Source organism: Acidovorax cavernicola, from assembly GCF_003581445.1.
Map to the genome: position 1 here is coordinate 12,575 of NZ_QXMN01000022.1, position 18,429 is coordinate 31,003.

Genomic DNA, 18,429 nt, shown 5'->3' on the forward strand with positions numbered 1-18,429 from the left:
CGCGGAGGGTGCTGGTCGCTCAGGGCGTCTTGAAGGCCGCCACTGCGCGAATCTCCACCCGCAGCGCCGGCCGCGCCAGGGCTGCCACGCCGAGGATCGTCCAGGCCGGGAAGTCCTCGGTGATGTAGCGGTCCTTCACCTCGCGAAAGCCGGCCAGTTCGCTGTCGACGTCCACGTGGTAGCTCACGATCTCCACCAGGTCGGCGAAACCGAGGCCCGCGCTTTCCAGCACGACACCGAGCCTGCGGAAGGCCCAGTCGGCTTGCTCCAGAGCCGTGTCCGGCACGCTGCCGTCGGCGCGCAGGCCCACCTGCCCCGCCACGAACAGCAGGCCGCCGGCCTTGACGCCCGGCGCGTACTTGAAGGTGTCGAAGACGGCCGTCGAGCCGAAGGTCGGGTGGCCGTCGGGGATGCGAACGCTTTGCTTGCTCACGGGGTTGCGCCTTTCAAGCTTCCGCGGGCTGCAGGCCGGTATGCACGGTCGGATGCGCCAGCCGCACGCGCAGCTCGCGCTTGAGCCGCGTGTTGTCCAGCCGGCGCGATTCGCCCATGAAGCTCAGCAGTTGCAGCGGCAGTTGCCGCTCGGCCTCGTCGCGCGCCACGCGCGGCGGGCGGGCCATGCCGTAGAGATCGGCGGCCAGGTCGAAGTAGTCGCCCATGCGCAGCTCGGTGTCGTCCGACGCGTGCACCACGCGCTGCGGCCGGCCACGGAACAGCGCCGCTTCGCAGGCGCGCGCGAGGTCGTCGGCGTGGATATGGCTGGTGTAGACGTCATCCTCGCGCCGCAGCACGGGCGTGCCGCGCTGCAGGCGGGCGCGCGGCGTGCCGTTCTCGCGGTCGGGCGCGTAGATGCCCGGGATGCGCAGGATGCTGGCGCGCACGCCCGTGCTGCGGCCGAACCAGCGCACGGCGCGCTCGGCATCGACACGCCGGTGCGAACGTGGGGTGTCGGGCCGCACGCTGCGTGTTTCGCTCACGCGCGCGCCGCCACAGTCGCCGTAGACACCGCTGGTCGAGCCGTAGACCAGCGTCGACGGCAGCGAGCGCAGCCGCAGTGCGTGCGCCAGCGCGGCGGTGCGCTGGTCGCGCCACCAGGCGGCCCCACCGTCGCGCGCGGGCGGTGCCAGGTGCAGCACGCGGGTGGCGATGCCCGCCAGCCGGCGCAGGGTGGCGGCGTCGTCCAGGTTGCCCACCAAAGGCCGGATACCGGCCGCGCGCAGCGCCGCCACGCGCTCGGCCGAAGACGTGAGCGCCACCAGCTGCACGCGCCCACGCAGGTCGCGCGCCACGCGCTGGCCGACGTCGCCGCAGCCGACGATCAGCAGGCGCTCGCGCCGGAACCGGGCCGGCAGTGCGCCGGAGGGACTATTGATTGAAGGCAAAATCCGGTTTCCTGTCTCAATTCAGTTGATCCCGGCCGCAAGCAGCCGGGAAGTTCACCCCCGAAGAATACCGATGACTTCCACAGCGCCGCACGAAGCGGGCTTTTCCATCACCGTCGAACCCAGCGGGCGCCACTTCGTGGTCCAGGGCGACGAGACCATCCTCGCCGCCGGCATCCGCCAGGGCATCGGCCTGCCCTACGGCTGCAAGGACGGCGCCTGCGGTTCCTGCAAGTGCAAGAAGCTGTCGGGCGAGGTCACGCTCGGCCCGCACCAGAGCAAGGCCCTGAGCGCGGAAGAACAGATCGCCGGCTATGTGCTGACCTGCTGCGCCCACCCGACCAGCGACGTGGTGCTCGAATCGCGCCAGGTCACCGAGGCCGGCGCGTTGCCGATCCGCAAGATGCCGGTGCGCGTGATGGCGCTCACGCGCCAGTCGCACGACGTGATCCAGCTGCGCCTGCAACTGCCGGCCGGCGAGCCGCTGCAGTTCTACGCAGGCCAGTACGTCGAGTTCATCCTGCGCGACGGCGCGCGCCGCAGCTACTCGATGGCGAACGCGCCGCACACGGTGGCCGTGCCCGGCACGGGCCTCGAGCTGCACCTGCGCCACCTGCCGGGCGGCAAGTTCACCGACCACGTCTTCGGCACGATGAAGGAAAAGGAAATCCTGCGCATCGAAGGCCCGTTCGGCAGCTTCTTCCTGCGCGAGGACTCCGACAAGCCGATGATCCTGCTGGCCTCGGGCACGGGCTTCGCGCCGATCAAGGCGCTGATCGAGCACATGAAGTTCAAGGGCATCGAGCGCCCCGCGGCGGTCTACTGGGGCGGGCGCCGCCCCGAAGACCTCTACATGGACGGCTGGCTGCGCGAGCAGCTGGCCGAGATGCCGAACCTGCGCTACGTGCCCGTGGTGTCGAACGCCACGCCGGAAGACAACTGGACCGGCCGCACCGGCTTCGTGCACCAGGCCGTGCTGGAAGACTTCACCGATCTGTCGGGCCATCAGGTGTACGCCTGCGGCGCGCCGATCGTGGTCGATTCGGCCAAGCGCGACTACGTGGCACTGGCGGGCCTGCCCGAAGAAGAATTCTTCGCCGACGCCTTCACCACCGAAGCCGACAAGGCAATTCCCTGAGCCTTCGCACCCTCTTTCCTTTCCGCAGAACAACATGAAGACGAGACACTTCCTCCTGACCGTGATCGCCGCAGCCGCCGCGCTCGGCACCGGCCTCGCATCCGCGCAGCAGCAGCAACGCCCGATCCGCCTCGTCGTGCCCTACGCGGCCGGCGGCCCGATCGACAACACCGCGCGCATCCTGGCCGAGCGCGTGAAGGACACGCTGGGCGGCCCGGTCATCATCGACAACAAGCCCGGTGCGGGCGGCAACATCGGCGCCGACTTCGTCGCCAAGGCAGCGCCGGACGGCCTCACCATCGGCATCGCGGCCACCGCCACGAACGCCGTGAATCCGTGGCTCTACAGCAAGATCCCGTTCAACGCCGCGACCGACTTCGCGCCGATCACGCAGATGGTGCGCGTGCCCAACGTGCTGGTGATGAACGCCGACACGGCCAGGCGACTGAACATCCAGACGCTGCCCGACCTCATCCGCTACGCCAAGGCCAACCCCGCCAAGCTCAACTACGGCAGCGGCGGCAACGGCAGCGCCGGCCACCTCGCGGGCGAACTGTTCAAGAAGGAAGCGGGCATCTTCGCGCTGCACATTCCGTACAACGGCGGCAACCCGGCGCAGCTGGCGCTGCTGTCGGGACAGGTCGACTTCAACTTCGACAACCTCGCCACGGCCGCGCCGAACATCCGCTCGGGCAAGCTGAAGGCGATCGCGGTCACGACGCTGCAGCGCAGCAGCGCCCTGCCCGACGTGCCGCCCGTGGCCGACACGCTCAAGGGCTTCTCGATCGACACCTGGTGGGGCCTCGTCGCGCCGGCCGGCACGCCGCACGACGTGGTCGTGAAGCTGAATCGGGCCTTCGTCGACGCGCTGAACACGCCGGAAACGAAGACGCGTTTCGCCGCGATGCTGGCCGAGCCCGTCGGCAATTCGCCGGAACAGTTCGGCGCCTTCATGAAGAGCGAACTGGGCAAGTACGAGAAGGTGGTCAAGGCCACAGGGGCGAAGGTGGACTGACGAGGTCGTCCAGGGGCGGCGCTTCCTTTTCGCCCGTGGACGCCACAGCCGCCTCGCCCTGGTACGAGCGCAACCCCGCGAGGTCGAGCACTTCGACACCGCCGTGCTCCACGCGCAACAGCCCGTCGCGCTGCAAGGCATGCAGCGCACGGTTGGCACGCTGGCGCGATACCGCCGACAGCAACCCGATCTCGTCCTGGCTCAAGCGCACGAAACGGTTGGCGCTCGGATAGAGGATCGGATCGAACAGGCTGGCCAGGCAGCGCGCCACGCGCGCGTCCGGCCCCAGCAGCCGGTCGAATTCCATCAGGCCGATGAAGAGGCTCAGTCGCGCATTGATGTGTAACAACAGAAACCGATTGAACTCGATGTTCGAGGCCAGGAGGCGCTCGAACGTCTGCCGAGGGATGCAGGCCACGCGCGTCGGCCGCACCGCCACGCCGTCGTAGCGCCAGCATCCGGGCGTGATCAGCGAACCTTCGCCGCTCCAGCCGCCGGCGGTCACACCGGTGAATGTGGAGATGCGTCCATCGGGCAGCGACACCGACATCTTGAGCAGGCCGTCCATCACGCCAATCCAGTGATCGGCGGGCTCGCCACGCCGCACCACGAAGCCGCCGGCCGGGACCACGCGCTCGTGCGACTCCTGCACGACGCGATCGAGTTCGTCGTCCGTGAGCGCACGCGCCCACAAGCTCTCTCGGAGCATGTTCTCCAACGCGTTCGACATCGCGCCTCCTGCTGTCTTCCCTCGTGACATCGCATCAGCCGATCCGTCGCAGGCGCCGGTCGGCGGGGGTCCGTAAGAAATGTCTTTCCAACGACATCCTCGGCGCGGCGATGGTGCCACAGTCATCCGCGTTCGCCAAACAACAAGGAGACAACGATGAAGCGTTCGAACAAGGACCCGCGCCCCGTGCGCGGACCGGACGACGGGGATGCGCACGGCCTGCGCCGCCGCGACGTGCTCGGCTATGCAACCGCCGCGCCGCTGGCGTCGGCCGCAGCCGGATTAGTAGGACTGGGCGCCCTCACCGCGCCCGCCTCGGCGGTCGCCGCGCTGCTGCCGATGACACCACCCGACACCACCGACCTGATCGATATCGGCGACGCAGTCACGCTGACGTCGCTGCCGACCATGGCGCTGGTGAAGGTGACGAACACCGGCAACGGCCGCGTGCGGCTTGCACTGCCGCGCCTCGAAGTAGGCCAGGGCATCGCCACGGCGACCGCGATGATGCTGGCGGACAAGATGCGCCTGCCGCTGAGCGCGATCGAGGTCACGTCGGCCGACGCCAGCCCCGAACTGATCTGGAACCAGCTCACCGGCGGCTCGTCGAGCGTGCGATCGATGCATGCCGGCATGCCGACGCTGGGAGGCCTGGGCGGTCTGCTCTCGGGCTCCACGCCCTCGGTGGTCGGCCAGCGCGTGACCCGGCTCGACGCACTGGACATCGTCACTGGCCGCAAGAAGTTCACGCTCGACCAAGCGGTGCCCGGCGCCAAGCCGACGATGGTGCGGCGCCCGCCGACCATCAACGGCAAGTTCGTCAGCATCAACAACATGAACACGGTGATGGGCATGCCGGGCGTGATCGGCGTGGTGCCGATCCCCGCCACCAACGGCATCACGCCGACGCCGCCGGGCGTGGCCGTGATGGCCGAGACCTTCGGACAGGCCTGGGCCGCGGTGAACGCACTCGACGTGACGTGGGCCGCCGGCCCGCTCGACGGCGAGTCGAACACCACCATCATGCGCAAGCTGAAGTCGTCGCTGCTGCCCTTTGCGCTGCCGCCGCTGGGTGCGCTGACGGTCGAGGCCGAGTTCGAGTTCGCGCCGGCCGCGCACTGCCCGATGGAAGTCGAATGTGCGATTGCCGACGTGCGAGCCGATCGCGCCGAAATCTGGGCCGGCCTGCAGAGCCCCATCGTCACGCAGCAGGCCGTGGCCGCGGAGCTGGGCCTGCCGCTCAGCAAGGTCGTGGTGCATGCCGTACCTTCGGGTGGCTCCTTCGGGCGCCGCCTGTTCTGGGACCCGGTGCTGCAGGCGATCCAGGTGTCGAAGGCGCTCGGACGCCCCTGCCGCCTGATGTACCACCGCACCGACGACATGCGCCACACGCGCATCCGTCCGCCGATCTACCAGAAGGCGCGCGCCACGATGCTGCTGGGCCAGGTGATCTCTTTTGAACAGCGCATCGCCAGCGTGCGCCTGGACACGCGCCACGGCTTCGGCAACATGCTCGAAGCCGCCGTCATCGCGCTGCCCAACGCCTTTCCGCAGACGGTGGGCAACTTCGCGATCGAGCAGATCATGTTCAAGACCATGGTCACCTCGCCGTACAACTTCGGCGTCACGACCAAGCTGCTGACGCCGGTGCCGATGGACATGAACACCTGCTCGTACCGCTCGGTGCACATCCAGCCCGCGCGGCTGGTGGAAGAGATCCTGGTCGACGAGATGGCCAAGGCGGCGCGCAAGGACCCGGTCGCCTTCCGGCTCGAGTACCTGCGCCTGCCGCGCGCCCGCGCAGTGCTGAAGGCCGTGGCGGAAGCCGCGCAGTGGGGCAAGGCGATGCCGGCGGGCTTCGCGCAGGGCGTGGGCGTGCACCAGGAGTCGAAGTCGTTCACCGCCTGCATCGTCGAAATCGACGCACGCGTGCCTTCGGCCGCGAAGGTGGTGCGCGCGACCATCGCCATCGACGTCGGCACGCCGATCAATCCATCAGGCATCGAGGCGCAGCTGCAGGGCGGCCTGTGCGAGTCGATCGCGCTGGTGCTCACCGCGGGCCTGCACATCCAGAACGGCCTGCCGCTGGAGGGCAGCTATTCTCAGTACCACTTCTCGCGCATGAAGAACTACCCGAAGGACGTGAAGATCATCATCATGCCGGCCAGCGGCGAGGCCATCGGCGGTCTCGGCGAGGTCGGGCTGTCGGCCAGTTCAGGCGCGATCGCCAACGCCTACGGGCGCGCCACCGGCATCAAGCCGCGCAGCTTCCCGCTGAACTTCCCGGTCGACTTCACGCCGATCCCGCCGGGCAAGCTGCCCACGCCCGTCAACGTTCCGATCCCCGCCTGAGGAGAACCACCATGCCAGTGCAATCTTTCAAGGTGAACGGCCAGCACGTCGATGTCGAGGCGCCCGACGACCTGGCGCTGCTGTGGGTGCTGCGTGACAAGCTCGGCATCACCGGCCCGAAGTACGGCTGCGGCATCAACGTGTGCAAGGCCTGCACCTGCCACGTGGACGGCAAGGCCGTGACGACCTGCTCGGTGCGCGTGTCCGACGTGCGCGGCCGTCAGGTGACGACCATCGAAGGCCTGGCCAACGGCAACACGCTGCACCCGGTGCAGCAGGCCTGGATGAACCTCGATGTGCCGCAGTGCGGCTTCTGCCAACCGGGCCAGATCATGGCGGCGGTAGACCTGCTGCGCCGCACGCGCACCCCGACGGATGCCGACATCGACGCCATCGAGAACGTGTGCCGCTGCGGCACCTACGGCCGCATCCGCGAGGCGATCAAGGCCGCCGCCGCGATGATGGGATAAGCAGAGGGGAAAAGGAAAAACGGCCAGCCACCGCGCGCTGCGGTGCTGGCCGTTCAGTGCTTGCCGGTGCTTACTCGCCGAGGTAGGCGGCGCGCACGCGCGGATCGCGCAGCAGTTCCTTGGCGTCGCCGTTCATCGTGATGAGGCCCGACTCCATGACGTAGCCACGGTCGGCCAGCTGCAGCGCGCGGTTGGCGTTCTGCTCCACCAGCAGGATGGTCACGCCTTGTTCGGCCACGGTCTGCACCACTTCGAAGATCTTGTCGCACATGATCGGCGACAGGCCCATGGTGGGTTCGTCCAGCAGCAGCACCTTCGGGCGCGCCATGAGAGCGCGGCCCATGGCCAGCATCTGCTGTTCGCCGCCCGACATCGTGCCGGCCAGCTGGTCCTTGCGCTCGCGCAGGCGCGGGAAGGTCACGAACACGCGCTCCATGTCGCTCGCGATCTCGGCCTTGTCGCTGCGGATGTAGGCGCCGATCTGCAGGTTCTCGGTGATCGTCATGCGCGTAAACACGCCGCGGCCTTCGGGCACCATCACGAGGCCCTCGCCCACCAGGTCCCAGGCGCCGCGGCCCTTGATGCTGCGGCCCAGGAACTCGATATCGCCCGCGCCCGCCGGCAGCGTGCCGGTGATGGCCTTCATGGTGGTGGTCTTGCCGGCGCCGTTGGAGCCGATGAGCGAGACCAGCTCGCCCTCGAACACGTCGAAATCGACGCCCTTCACGGCCTGGATGCCGCCGTAGCCCACCTTGAGGCCGCGGACCTTGAGCAGGTTCTTGCCCGCTGCCTTGGCGGCGGCCGGTGCCGTCGCGGTTGCCATCGTTGCTTCTGCGGTGCTCATCTCAGTGTCCTCCGGTGCCGAGGTAAGCCTCGATCACCTTTTCATTCTTCTGTACCTCGACCGGGCTGCCCTCGGCAATCTGCTTGCCGTAGTCGAGCACGGTGACGCGGTCGCACAGGCCCATGATGAGCTTGACGTCGTGTTCGATGATCAGGATCGTGCGGTTGTCCTTGCGGATGCGGTCGATCAGTTCGCGCAGCAGGACCTTCTCGGTCGAGTTCATGCCGGCGGCCGGCTCGTCCAGCGCGATGAGCTGGGGGTCGGTGGCCAGTGCGCGGGCGATCTCGAGGCGACGCTGGTCGCCGTAGCTCAGCGTGCGCGCCTTGTAGTCGGCGAACTTGCCGATGCCCACGTAGTCGAGCAGCTCCTGCGCGCGCTTGGCGATGGCGGCCTCTTCGGCCTTGAAGCCCTTGGTGCGCAGCATGGCGCCGAACACGCCGGAGTGCGTGCGGATGTGGCGCCCGACCATCACGTTCTCCAGTGCCGTCATTTCGGCGAAGAGGCGGATGTTCTGGAAGGTGCGCGCGATGCCGGCCTTGGCCACTTCGTGCACGGCCGTCGGCTGGTAGGGCTTGCCGGCCAGCTCGAAGGTGCCGCTGTCGGGCGTGTACAGCCCGGTGATCACGTTGAAGAAGGTCGTCTTGCCGGCGCCGTTGGGGCCGATGAGTCCGTAGACCTGGCCGCGCTTGATGGTGATGCCCACGTCCGAGAGGGCCTGCAGCCCGCCGAAGCGTTTGGAGATGCCGCGAACGTCGAGGATGGTGTCTGTCGTCATGTCTGTATTTCCTCGGCTCACGGATTGATGGACATGGGACGCGATGCCGCACCCGGCACTTCGTCAGCGGGCGAGTCGACGCCCGGTGCGTGGGTCTGCAGCGTTCCGGGCGCCACGGCCGCATGGGTCGGGTCGACGGGCGCGCCGTTCTTCTTGGTCAGCGTCTTGCCATGCTCCGGCGAGGGCCACAGGCCGCGCGGACGCATCAGCATGATGACGATCATGGCCAGCGCGATGAACAGCTGGCGCAGGATGGACGCGTCGAGCCGGCCATCGGTCATCGCCTGCAGCGGACCGGCCACGTAGCGCAGCACTTCGGGCAGCGCGGCCAGCAGCACCGCGCCCAGGATGACGCCGGGCAGGTGCCCGATGCCGCCGAGCACCACCATGGCAACGATCATCACCGACTCCATCAGGCTGAAGGACTCGGGCGACACGAAGCCTTGGAAGGCCGCGAACATCGCACCCGACACGCCGCCGAAGCTCGCGCCCATGCCGAAGGCCAGCAGCTTCATGTTGCGGGTGTTGATGCCCATCGCCTTGGCAGCGATTTCATCTTCGCGGATGGCCATCCAGGCACGGCCGATGCGCGAGATCTGCAGCCGGTGCGAAATGATGATGGTGGCCACCACGAGCGCCAGGAACAGGTAGTAGTACAGCGTGACCGAGGAGATCGTGAAGCCGTCGAACTTCCAGGACTTGCCCAGGTCGAGTCCCCAGAACTTGATGGAGTCGATGGCCGTGATGCCCTTCGGCCCGTTGGTGATGTTGATCGGCTGGTCGAGGTTGTTCAGGAACACCCGGATGATTTCACCGAAGCCGAGCGTCACGATGGCGAGGTAGTCGCCGCGCAGCTTCAGCGTGGGCGCACCCAGCAGCGCGCCGAGCAACCCGGCCACCACCAGCGCAAGCGGAATCACGATCAGCAGCGAGGTGTGCAGCCCGTTCGGGAACATCGCCTTGAACCACGGAAAGGTGTCCGACAGGTGCGAGGAGCCCATCAGCGCGAACAGGTACGCGCCGACTGCAAAGAAGGCCACATAGCCCAGGTCGAGCAGGCCGGCATAACCGACCACGATGTTCAGGCCGAGCGCGAGCATCACGTAGAGCAATGCGATGTCGGCGATGCGCACCCAGGCATTGCCCTGGCTCTGCAACAGGATCGGCAGCGCCAGCACGGCGATCACGCCGAGGGTGTAGAGCGCGAGGTTCTTGCTGTTCTTCATGGTGTGCTGCTCCTCAGGCCCGGTCCGCCACGCGCTCGCCGAGCAGACCCGAAGGCCGCAGCGTGAGCATCACGATCAGCACGATGAAAGCGAAGATGTCGCTGTAGTTGCTGCCCAGCACGCCACCCGTGAGGGTGCCGATGTAGCCGGAGCCGATGGCCTCGATGAGGCCCAGCAGGATGCCGCCGACCACTGCGCCGGCCAGGTTGCCGATGCCGCCGAACACGGCCGCGGTGAAGGCCTTGAGGCCGGGCAGGAAGCCCATCGCGTGTTGCGCGATGCCGTAGTTGGAGGCGTACATCACACCGGCGATGGCCGCGAGCACGGCGCCGATGATGAAGGTGGCCGAGATGACCATGTCGGGCCGGATGCCCATGAGCGCCGCGACGCGCGGGTTCTCGGCGGTGGCGCGCATCGCGCGGCCGAGCTTGGTGTAGTTGACCAGCCACATCAGCACCACGAGCGAGAACGCCGTGACGCTGAGGATCATCACCTGCGTGGGCGAGATCACGGCGCCGCCCACGTGGATGGGGTCGGTCGGCAGCAGGTTGGGATAAGCCTTGTTGGTCGGCTTCCAGATGATCATGGCCAGCGTCTGCAGCAGGATCGACACGCCGATGGCGGTGATGAGCGGTGCGAGCTTGGGGCTGTTGCGCAGCGGCCGGTAGGCCACTTTCTCGATCACGAAGTTGAGGGTTGCCGCAACGATGCAGGCAATGATCAAGGCGATGAGGAGGATCAGCCAGCCCGGTGTGTTGGGCATTCCGTCCTTCATGAGCCCGATGATGGTCCAGCTCGTGAGCGCCCCCACCATCAGCACTTCACCGTGCGCAAAATTGATCAGATTGATGATGCCGTACACCATGGTGTAGCCCAAGGCTATCAAGGCATACATGCTGCCGAGAACCAGACCGTTGATGATCTGCTGCAGCAATATTTCCATAACGCGATTCCCTATGTGTTGCACCTTGCGGGTGCCATTCACCTACCGAGGCACCGGTTTGGCGCCACTGGCTTGACAAGCAAAAAACCAGCCAACATGTGTCGCCGGCAGATTTGGTGGGCGGGATTTTAGTCACGCCCCGGTGCGGTTTTGGGGCGGGATGACCGGGGTTTACCCGCTCACCTCATGCTGTATGCGCTTGAGGTCATGCGTCGCGTGGGCGCATGTTGCAACACAGTATCAATCGTCTTTTTCAGCGTTTCGGCGGCGCAATTCGCGCAGCTTTTCGCCGATGCGGATTTCGAGTCCGCGCTCGACCGGCTCATAGAAAACCTGGCCTTCCAGGCCCTCGGGCAGGTAGCGCTCGCCGGCGGCGAAACCGCCCTCCTCGTCGTGCGCGTAGCGGTAACCCTTGCCGTAGTCGAGCTCTTTCATGAGCTTGGTGGGCGCATTGCGCAGGTGCATCGGCACCGGGCGCGTGGTGTCCTTCTTCACCAGGGCGCGCACCGCGTTGTAGGCCTTGTAGACCGCGTTCGACTTGGGTGCGATGGCCAGGTAGACCACGCACTCGGCCAACGCCAGCTCGCCTTCGGGCGTGCCCAGCCGCTCGTAGACCTCAGCCGCGTCGAGCGCCAGGCGCAGCGCGCGCGGATCGGCCAGCCCGATGTCTTCGCTGGCCATGCGCACGAGGCGCCGCGCCATGTAGCGCGGGTCGGCGCCGCCGTCGAGCATGCGCACGAACCAATACAGCGCGGCATCGGGATCGCTGCCGCGCACCGATTTGTGCAGCGCGCTGATGGTGTCGTAGAACTGCTCGCCGCCCTTGTCGTAGCGCCGCATGCGCTCGCCGAGCACGCGCAGCAGCCACTCGTCGCTGATGTTCGTGAGCTTTTCGGCGCCGGCCGCGACGGCCAGGGTCTCGAGGGTGTTGAGCAGGCGGCGCGCATCGCCGTCCGCGTAGGCCACCAGGCGGTCGATGGCCGCCTCGTCGATGGCCGGAACCGCCTGGATCGACTGCGCCTTGGCGACGATCTGCTTGAGATCGCCCTCGTTGAGCGACTGCAGCACGTACACCGCCGCCCGCGACAGCAAGGCCGAATTGACCTCGAACGACGGGTTCTCGGTGGTCGCGCCGATGAAGGTGAAAAGGCCCGACTCGACGTGCGGCAGGAACGCGTCCTGCTGGCTCTTGTTGAAGCGGTGCACCTCGTCCACGAAGACGATCGTGCGCTGCTGCGTGAGCCCGTCGCGCGCCAGCGTGGCCTGCTCGACCGCCTCGCGGATGTCCTTCACGCCGCCCAGCACCGCACTGATGCTCAGGAACTGCGCATCGAACGCATCGGCCATGAGCCGCGCGATGGTGGTCTTGCCGGTGCCCGGCGGGCCCCAGAGGATGCAGGAGTGCGGCTGGCCCGACTCGAAGGCGATGCGCAGCGACATGCCCGGACCGAGCAGGTGCTGCTGGCCGATCACTTCGCCGAGCGTCTTGGGACGCAGGCGCTCGGCAAGGGGCTGGTGAGTGCGCGTGGCCAAACCGGAAGCTGTCTTGCTTGAAATTACTGCTTGAGCACGTCGGCGCCTGCGGGCGCCTTGAACTCGAAGGTGCTGGCGGGCAGCGCCGGGTTCACCTCGACCTTGCTGAACTTGAGCACCGAGCGCTGGCCGAAGCTGTCCAGGATTTCGAGGGCCGCCAGCGCGTCCCCCTGGAAACCGACCAGCACGTTCTGCAACTGGCCGTCCTTGTTCTTCGGCGTGGCCTTGACCCACTGCAAGCCGTCGCGCTCGGGCGCGGCTTCCAGCGCGAAATCAGCCTGCAGGGCACGCAGGTCGGTAGCGGAGGCAATCAACGCGGCGGGCGTCGAGCCCAGCGCCTGCGCCTGGGTACGCTGCGTGACCTGGTTCAGGTCGGCGTCGTAGAGCCAGAGCGTCTTGCCGTCGGCCACGATGCTCTGGGCAAAGGGCTTGCGATAGTCGAACTTGAATTTGCCGGGGCGATGGAATTCGAAGGTACCGGTCGAGGTCTTCACGCGACCCGGCTGGCCCTCGCGCGGCGGGGCCGTCACGGTCTGGGTGAATTCGGCGCGGCCGGACTTGACCGTCTTCACGAAGGCTTCGAGGCTCTCGAGCCCGTCGGCCCAGGCACTGCCGGCCACCGTGCAGAACAGGCCGGCAAGCAGCCAGAGGCGGGTTTTCTTCATGGGGGGTTCCTCGGAAAAACGTTGCTGCGATGCCCATCGACACTACGCGCAGCAGATGCCGGCATCTGTAGGCTTTCATGAAGATTTGCAGCAGCGCCAGTGCGCGTTTGCAAATTGCCTCTCAGCACGTAACCGGCCCTGCAGCAATGATGATGGTTGTCGTCGGTGGCGCGCCGGCGGTTCACTCCGCCTGACGCGCGGGCACCAGGATCTCGCGCTGGCCGCTGCCGCTCATCGCGCTCACGAGCCCGGCCTTTTCCATGTCTTCGACAAGGCGCGCGGCGCGGTTGTAGCCGATCTTCAGGTGGCGCTGCACCAGCGAGATGCTGGCCTTGCGGTTCTTGAGCACGACCTCGACCGCCTGGTCGTACATCGGGTCCTTTTCGCCGTCGCCACCGCCGCCGAGCAGGTCGCCGTCACCGTCGCCATCGACCGTGCCGCCTTCGAGCACACCCTCGATGTAGTCGGGCTCGCCCTGGCTCTTGAGGTAGGCCACCACGCGGTGCACTTCCTCGTCGCTCACGAACGCGCCGTGCACGCGGATCGGCAGGCCCGTGCCGCTGGCCATGTAGAGCATGTCGCCCATGCCCAGCAGTGCCTCGGCGCCCATCTGGTCCAGGATCGTGCGGCTGTCGATCTTCGAGCCCACCGAGAAAGCAATACGGGTCGGGATGTTGGCCTTGATGAGGCCGGTGATCACGTCGACGCTGGGGCGCTGCGTGGCAAGGATGAGGTGGATGCCGGCCGCGCGCGCCTTCTGCGCAAGGCGGGCAATGAGCTCTTCGATCTTCTTGCCGACGACCATCATCAGGTCGGCCAGTTCGTCGATCACCACGACGATGTGCGGTTCGCGACGCAGCGGCTCCGGATCGTCGGGCGTGAGGCTGAAGGGGTTGTAGATGAACTCCTCGCGCGCCTTCGCCTCGTCGATCTTGGTGTTGTAGCCGGCTAGGTTGCGCACGCCGAGCTTGCTCATGAGCTTGTAGCGACGCTCCATCTCGGCCACGCACCAGTTCAGGCCGTGCGCGGCCTGGCGCATGTCGGTGACCACGGGCGCCAGCAGGTGCGGAATGCCTTCGTAGACCGACATTTCGAGCATCTTCGGGTCAATCATGAGCAGGCGAACGTCGCGTGCCTCGGCCTTGTAGAGCAGCGAAAGAATCATCGCGTTGATACCGACCGACTTGCCCGAGCCGGTGGTACCGGCCACCAGCACGTGCGGCATCTTCGCGAGATCGGCCACCACGGGGTTGCCGATGATGTCCTTGCCCAGGCCCATCGTGAGCATGGACTTGCCTTCGTTGTAGACCTGCGAGCCCAGGATTTCACTGAGCTTGATCGACTGGCGCTTGGCGTTCGGCAGCTCGAGCGCCATGTAGTTCTTGCCGGGAATGGTCTCGACCACGCGGATCGACACCAGCGAGAGCGAACGCGCAAGGTCCTTCGCGAGGTTGACGATCTGCGAGCCCTTGACGCCGGTGGCGGGCTCGATCTCGTAGCGCGTGATCACCGGGCCGGGCGAGGCGAGCACCACGCGCACTTCGACGCCGAAGTCCTTGAGCTTCTTTTCGATCATGCGCGAGGTCATCTCGAGCGTGTCGGCGGAGACGGTTTCCTGGCGCGCCTGCGCCGCATCGAGCAGGTCGACCTGCGGCAGCTTGCTGTCGGGCAGTTCCTTGAAGAGCGGCTTCTGGCGTTCCTTGACGACGCGGTCGCTCAAAGGCACGCCGGTCATCGCGGGCTCGATCTGCACCGGGGGCGATGCAGGGCGACGCGCGGGTGGCGGATCGATGGGGCTGTCGTCCTCGTCGTCGAAGCTCGGCTCCAGGGGGCCGGCGGCATCGCCGAACGCGGGCTCCCTGCTGGCACGCGTTTTCTTGGTGCGCGGAGCCGGCACTTCTTCTTCGTCGCCGGCGCGTTCGCGCGCAGCCTGCTTGCCCATGGCGATGTCAGCCGCCATCTCGCGCTTCTCACGGCGCGACTCGAACAGCGAATAGACGCGCGCGCCGATGCGCTCGGCGATCTGGCTCCAGGAAAAGCGGAACACCAGCGCCGAGCCGATCACGCCACCTGCGATGGCCAACAGCGCCGAACCTGTGAAGCCCAGCCAGCGCACGCTCGCCGGCCCCACGAGGTAACCCAGGGCGCCGCCGCCCGAACCCGGCAGGTGCGATTCGAGCCGGTACAGGCGCGACCATTCGAGCACCGCGCTCGCGCACAACAGCAGGACGAGGCCAAACCAGAAAGCGAGCCGGCTGCGGTTGAAGCGACCACGCGGGGGCTGTTCGACGGCCGGCGTCGGTTCGCCGCCGCGCAGCCAACCGGCCAGCGACGAGAGCCACGCACGCAAGCCCGCCGCGAGGCACCACCAGACGGAATAGCCGGCAAGGAAATAGCTGCCATCGGCCAGCCAGGCGCCGATGCGGCCGCCCCAGTTCTTGATTTCACCGCCCGTGCCCGACGTCGACCAGGCGGCATCGGACGGAGTGAAGCTCAGCATCGCCAGCAGCCAGAACAGGAGGACTGCAAACCCGGCGATCAAGGTGATTTCGTGGGCGAAGCGCAGGGCGCGCAGGCGCACGGGTTGCCCTTCGGCAGCGGAAGAAGAAGAGGACGATTGAAGCGTATGAAGCGAATAGGTCATGAAAAGCACAGCGCCCGACCCGAAAAACGGAGGCCGGCCGCCCGAACACTACAACAAAAGGCCGAGGCCGCCGAAAGGCCCGGCCTATGGGCTCAGGTCAGTGTCAGGAGCCGGTCCTTGATGATCACCGAGCCGTCTTCCTGTGACTGCACGAAACCACGCTCTTCCAGGTCCTTCATCACGCGGCTCACCATTTCGCGCGACGCGCCGACCATCTTGGCCAGGTCCTGGCGAGAGATCTTGTCGCGCACCTTGAGGTTGCCCATGCCGTCCTGGCTGGCGAACTCGAGCAGTGCGCGGGCCACGCGACCGTACACGTCCATCAGCGCCAGCGATTCGATCTTGCGGTCGGCATGACGCAGGCGCTGCACAAGGCCGCGCATGATGTTGTAGGCCATCGAGGAGTTCTCGGGCAGGCAACGCGCGAAGGCGTCGCGACCCAGCATGAGCACGTCGCACTGGATCTCGGTGCGCACGGTGGCCGAATGCGGCTCGTCGTCGATCAGGCTCATCTCGCCGAGATAGTCGCCGGGATGCAGCGTGGCCAGGATCACCTCGCGGCCGCGGCTGTCAGCGCTCGTGACGCGGGCGCGGCCGGTCAGGATGATGTACAGCGCATCGGATTTCTTGCCTTGCTCCACGACGACCTCGGCGCGTTTGAAGCGCTTCTTGATGATCGCATCCGCAATGCTTGCGGACTGCGAGGCCGTCAACGACGCGAACAGTGGAACGCGCCGAAGCAATTCAAGGTTGGACAGCATCGACATTAATCAATCCCTGAAACAGCGCGCGGGCGTCGATCCAGATGCTGGGCCCATGGATTACTACAATCGCGCGCATTGAAAACACCGTGCACCCGGTGTTGAACCGGGCGGTGATACTCCCCACGTATCGCTACCACCCTGAAAATGTACACGCTGACGCAGCGTCCATCCTAGGTTTTCTACCCATGTCTGCATCCCAACACGCCAAGGTTCTCATTCTGGGCTCCGGCCCGGCCGGCTACACCGCCGCCGTCTACGCCGCACGCGCCAACCTCCAGCCCTTGCTCATCACCGGCATCGCGCAGGGCGGTCAGCTCATGACCACGACCGAGGTCGACAACTGGCCGGCCGACGTGCACGGCGTGCAGGGTCCGGAGCTGATGCAGCGCTTTCTCGAGCACGCCGAACGCTTCAAGACGCAGATCGTGTTCGACCACATCAACAAGGTCGACCTGAGCAAGCGCCCGTTCACGCTCACGGGCGACAGCGGCACCTACACCTGCGACTCGCTGATCATCGCCACGGGCGCATCGGCCAAGTACCTGGGCCTGGACTCTGAAGAAAAGTTCATGGGCCGCGGCGTCTCTGCCTGCGCGACCTGCGACGGTTTCTTCTACCGCGAGCAGGAGGTCTGCGTGATCGGCGGCGGCAACACGGCCGTCGAGGAAGCGCTGTACCTTTCCAACATTGCAAATAAAGTGACGCTTGTGCATCGCCGCGACAAGTTCCGCGCCGAGCCCATCCTGATCGACAAGGTCATGGAAAAAGTGGCCGAAGGCAAGATCGAGCTGAAGCTGCACAGCGAACTCGACCAGGTGCTCGGCGACGACACGGGCGTGACGGGCATCCGCATCAAGAACACACAGACGGGCGCGACTGAACAGATCGAGCTCAAGGGCTGCTTCATCGCGATCGGCCACCACCCGAACACCGACATCTTCCAGGGCCAGCTGGAAATGAAGGACAACTACATCGTGACCCGCTCAGGCCTGAAGGGCTTCGCGACGATGACCAGCGTGCCCGGTGTGTTCGCAGCCGGCGACGTGCAGGACAACATCTACCGCCAAGCCATCACGAGCGCCGGCACGGGCTGCATGGCCGCCCTCGACGCGCAGCGCTTCCTCGAAGAGCACTGACACCTTCTACTGCAGGGCGGGGGCCAGCTCAGCGGAGCCCGTCTCTCCGCATCTGCAGTTCAGCCGCCCAGTCGGTCCTGAAAGGGCTATAATCCGAGGCTTTGCCGAAATAGGGTCCAGCTCCCAGCGGGAGTCGGGTTGCGGCAAAACCGGGGTACCGCCACCCGTTTCTGGCGAGGTCAAGCTGCAAAACACCCTGCAATCTCCACGATTGCGCCGGTGCCAGCTGTTCAAGAAAGAGTGTCCACATGGCACGCGTATGCGACGTAACGGGCAAAGGCCCGATGGTCGGAAACAACGTTTCCCACGCCAACAACAAAACCAAGCGCCGGTTCCTGCCGAACCTGCAATACCGCCGTTTCTGGGTCGAGACCGAAAACCGTTGGGTTCGCCTGCGCGTTTCGAGCGCTGCACTGCGCCTGATCGACAAGAACGGTATCGATGCCGTGCTCGCAGACCTGCGTGCCCGCGGCCAAGCTTAAGGAGCTGAATCATGGCAACGAGCAAAGGCGGACGCGAAAAGATCAAGCTGGAATCCACCGCGGGTACCGGCCACTTCTATACGACCAGCAAGAACAAGAAGACGATGCCTGAAAAGATGTCGATCATGAAGTTCGACCCCAAGGCGCGCAAGCACGTCGAATACAAGGAAATCAAGCTGAAGTAATTCAGCCTGCTCTCCTCGAAAAACCCGCTGTTCATCCAGCGGGTTTTTTATTGCCCGTCGTATTGGTGAAGGCCAAAAAGACGGACACAAAAAAGCCGACCTGCAGGTCGGCTTTTTTATTGAGCCAGAGCGACAGCGCGGGCGC

18 protein-coding genes are annotated in these 18,429 nt (G+C 66.3%); 7 read left to right on the forward strand and 11 right to left on the reverse strand.

Annotation, left to right across the window (positions count from 1 at the left end):
• Positions 1–19: 19 nt before the first annotated feature.
• Both D3H34_RS17670 and D3H34_RS17675 read right to left on the reverse strand, forming a co-directional pair.
• Positions 20–433, reverse strand: coding sequence for a RidA family protein (locus tag D3H34_RS17670; protein ID WP_119555294.1), 414 nt, complete (start codon positions 431–433; stop codon positions 20–22).
• A gap of 13 nt (positions 434–446) precedes the next feature.
• Entirely contained in the window at positions 447–1,382 is a 936-nt protein-coding gene (locus D3H34_RS17675; protein WP_119555296.1) for an SDR family oxidoreductase, read from the reverse strand.
• A 73-nt stretch (positions 1,383–1,455) separates the two neighbouring features.
• Between D3H34_RS17675 and D3H34_RS17680 the strand changes: the two genes are divergently transcribed.
• Both D3H34_RS17680 and D3H34_RS17685 read left to right on the forward strand, forming a co-directional pair.
• Entirely contained in the window at positions 1,456–2,520 is a 1,065-nt protein-coding gene (locus D3H34_RS17680; RefSeq protein ID WP_119555298.1) for a CDP-6-deoxy-delta-3,4-glucoseen reductase, read from the forward strand.
• Positions 2,521–2,554: 34 nt separating this feature from the next.
• A complete protein-coding gene (locus D3H34_RS17685; protein WP_119555300.1) occupies positions 2,555–3,535 on the forward strand; it encodes a Bug family tripartite tricarboxylate transporter substrate binding protein in 981 nt (326 codons plus the stop codon).
• On the opposite strand, the gene D3H34_RS17690 is transcribed toward D3H34_RS17685, so the two are convergent.
• Positions 3,507–4,265, reverse strand: coding sequence for a Crp/Fnr family transcriptional regulator (locus D3H34_RS17690; protein WP_119555302.1), 759 nt, complete (start codon positions 4,263–4,265; stop codon positions 3,507–3,509). The genes D3H34_RS17685 and D3H34_RS17690 overlap by 29 nt on opposite strands.
• Positions 4,266–4,421: 156 nt before the next feature.
• On the opposite strand from D3H34_RS17690, the gene D3H34_RS17695 reads away from it, so the two are divergent.
• Together D3H34_RS17695 and D3H34_RS17700 are read left to right on the forward strand one after the other, a co-directional pair.
• The gene (locus D3H34_RS17695) at positions 4,422–6,617 is read left to right on the forward strand and encodes a xanthine dehydrogenase family protein molybdopterin-binding subunit (protein ID WP_119555304.1); all 2,196 of its coding nucleotides are present in this window, start codon (positions 4,422–4,424) and stop codon (positions 6,615–6,617) included.
• A gap of 11 nt (positions 6,618–6,628) precedes the next feature.
• The gene (locus tag D3H34_RS17700) at positions 6,629–7,087 is read left to right on the forward strand and encodes a (2Fe-2S)-binding protein (RefSeq protein ID WP_119555306.1); all 459 of its coding nucleotides are present in this window, start codon (positions 6,629–6,631) and stop codon (positions 7,085–7,087) included.
• Positions 7,088–7,157: 70 nt separating this feature from the next.
• Here the strand turns inward: D3H34_RS17700 and D3H34_RS17705 are convergent, their stop codons facing one another.
• The 8 genes from D3H34_RS17705 to D3H34_RS17740 all read right to left on the reverse strand — a co-directional run bounded on the left by D3H34_RS17705 (position 7,158) and on the right by D3H34_RS17740 (position 16,484).
• The gene (locus D3H34_RS17705; RefSeq protein WP_119555458.1) at positions 7,158–7,910 is read right to left on the reverse strand and encodes an ABC transporter ATP-binding protein; all 753 of its coding nucleotides are present in this window, start codon (positions 7,908–7,910) and stop codon (positions 7,158–7,160) included.
• A 22-nt stretch (positions 7,911–7,932) separates the two neighbouring features.
• Positions 7,933–8,706: an ABC transporter ATP-binding protein gene (locus D3H34_RS17710; protein ID WP_119555308.1), complete on the reverse strand. Its 774-nt coding sequence runs from the start codon at positions 8,704–8,706 to the stop codon at positions 7,933–7,935.
• Between the two features lie 17 nt (positions 8,707–8,723).
• Positions 8,724–9,932, reverse strand: a complete 1,209-nt coding sequence (locus tag D3H34_RS17715; protein WP_119555310.1) for an ABC transporter permease subunit — start codon at positions 9,930–9,932, stop codon at positions 8,724–8,726.
• A gap of 13 nt (positions 9,933–9,945) precedes the next feature.
• Entirely contained in the window at positions 9,946–10,875 is a 930-nt protein-coding gene (locus D3H34_RS17720; RefSeq protein WP_119555312.1) for a branched-chain amino acid ABC transporter permease, read from the reverse strand.
• A 240-nt stretch (positions 10,876–11,115) separates the two neighbouring features.
• Positions 11,116–12,408: a replication-associated recombination protein A gene (locus D3H34_RS17725; protein ID WP_119555314.1), complete on the reverse strand. Its 1,293-nt coding sequence runs from the start codon at positions 12,406–12,408 to the stop codon at positions 11,116–11,118.
• A gap of 23 nt (positions 12,409–12,431) precedes the next feature.
• On the reverse strand, positions 12,432–13,073 hold the full coding sequence (gene lolA, locus D3H34_RS17730) for an outer membrane lipoprotein periplasmic chaperone LolA (RefSeq protein WP_119555315.1): 642 nt from the start codon (positions 13,071–13,073) through the stop codon (positions 12,432–12,434).
• A 181-nt stretch (positions 13,074–13,254) separates the two neighbouring features.
• A complete protein-coding gene (locus tag D3H34_RS17735; protein WP_119555317.1) occupies positions 13,255–15,717 on the reverse strand; it encodes a DNA translocase FtsK in 2,463 nt (820 codons plus the stop codon).
• 92 nt (positions 15,718–15,809) lie between these two features.
• Complete coding sequence (locus tag D3H34_RS17740) at positions 15,810–16,484, reverse strand: Crp/Fnr family transcriptional regulator (protein ID WP_062481025.1); 675 nt, start codon at positions 16,482–16,484, stop codon at positions 15,810–15,812.
• A 182-nt stretch (positions 16,485–16,666) separates the two neighbouring features.
• Between D3H34_RS17740 and trxB the strand changes: the two genes are divergently transcribed.
• The 3 genes from trxB (at position 16,667) to rpmG (ending at position 18,284) form a co-directional block, all read left to right on the forward strand.
• Positions 16,667–17,617, forward strand: a complete 951-nt coding sequence (trxB, locus tag D3H34_RS17745) for a thioredoxin-disulfide reductase (protein WP_119555319.1) — start codon at positions 16,667–16,669, stop codon at positions 17,615–17,617.
• 248 nt (positions 17,618–17,865) lie between these two features.
• On the forward strand, positions 17,866–18,099 hold the full coding sequence (rpmB, locus tag D3H34_RS17750; protein ID WP_007830293.1) for a 50S ribosomal protein L28: 234 nt from the start codon (positions 17,866–17,868) through the stop codon (positions 18,097–18,099).
• A gap of 11 nt (positions 18,100–18,110) precedes the next feature.
• Positions 18,111–18,284 carry a 50S ribosomal protein L33 gene (gene rpmG, locus D3H34_RS17755; protein WP_007830291.1) on the forward strand — a complete coding sequence of 58 codons (174 nt, stop codon included), beginning with the start codon at positions 18,111–18,113 and terminating at the stop codon, positions 18,282–18,284.
• The last annotated feature ends 145 nt before the right edge of the window (positions 18,285–18,429 follow it).